This window comes from Rhodococcus sp. 852002-51564_SCH6189132-a (assembly GCF_001665495.1).
Lineage (GTDB): Bacteria > Actinomycetota > Actinomycetes > Mycobacteriales > Mycobacteriaceae > Rhodococcus > Rhodococcus pyridinivorans.
Genome location: NZ_LZMJ01000049.1, coordinates 1 through 1,211 on the forward strand (window position 1 = coordinate 1; position 1,211 = coordinate 1,211).

Annotated in this window: 1 protein-coding gene; it reads right to left on the reverse strand. The window is 62.0% G+C overall.

The annotated features are described in order from the left end of the window. Window positions 1-11: 11 nt before the first annotated feature. Complete coding sequence (locus A5767_RS12005) at window positions 12-1,118, reverse strand: IS630 family transposase (RefSeq protein WP_231913178.1); 1,107 nt, start codon at window positions 1,116-1,118, stop codon at window positions 12-14. Between the last annotated feature and the right edge of the window lie 93 nt (window positions 1,119-1,211).

Sequence of the window (1,211 nt, forward strand, 5' to 3'; positions counted from 1 at the left end):
CTAGTGGCTCGTCACGCAACCTTGGCCGGATAATACGGGTACTCGGTCCACGATCGGATCGGCGAGTCCGGGGCGAATCGGGTTTTCGGTTCGGCACGGGCATTGCGCCACCGCATATACGCCGCGATCGCAGCGTTCTGCTCGGTGTGACTGCGATGATCGGTGCCGTTCAGGGCGAAGTACCGCAACGCCGCGAACTCGGACTCGATCCAGTTCAGCCACGACCCGTAGGTCGGCAAAAACACCAACTCGACGTCATGGTCCTCAGCCCACCGGCGGACGGACAGGTGCCGGTGCGGGGAGAAGTTGTCGAGCACCACGTACAACTTCTCCCCGGGCCACCTGGCCCGCAACACCTTCAGAAGGTCGAGGAACTCGCCAGCTCGTTTACGAGGGCGGATTCGGTAATACACTCTGCCACTCGATAAATCGAGTGCGGCGAGCATGTGCATCACCCCGTCGTAGCGGTGATACGTCGCCCGCAATCGCAACGGATGTGTCGCCGGCCGCCACGATTTCCCTTTCCGCGGCTGCAGGTTCAGCGGCCCGAATTCGTCGACGCAGACGACCCGCCCGTCGGCCGGCGGGGTGTCGTACAGATCCAAGATCGTGCGCATCTTCGACAGGAAATCCGGGTCGGTCGAGGCCTTCCAGGTCGTGGTCGACTGCCAGGTGACCTTGCCCTCGCGCAGGATGCGGCGCAGCGTCTCGCGACTGATGGTCGGCACGATCTTCTGCGCGATCAGGTGCTCGGTCAGCTTGGTGAGACTCCAGGTGGAGAATGCCGTGATCTTCCAATCGGCGGGGGACGTCCGGGCGATCAAGCAGATCTTCTCGCGAGTCTGCTCATCGATCGTCTTCGGCCGTCCCCCGTTCCATTTTGGGTGCAACGCCTCGAATCCCTGCTCGTTGAACGCGTGGATCACATCACGGACGTAATCGTCGCTGACCTGCATCAACGAGGTGATGTCCTTGACGGTCTGGCCTTGGGCGGACATCAGCACCACGATGGCTCGTCGGAGTTTGATCGGGTCTTTGGCGGTGCGGCTGATCTTCTGCAGCCGGCGGCCTTCCTCCATGGTCAACGATCGGACGAACACGCTCGGTTGACGTGCCACGACCACCTCCTTGTCTCGACTCGGAGACAGTCTGCCGTGGATGGGGTGGTCAGCTGGGGATTACCCGGTCAACAATCCATGACGAGCCACTAG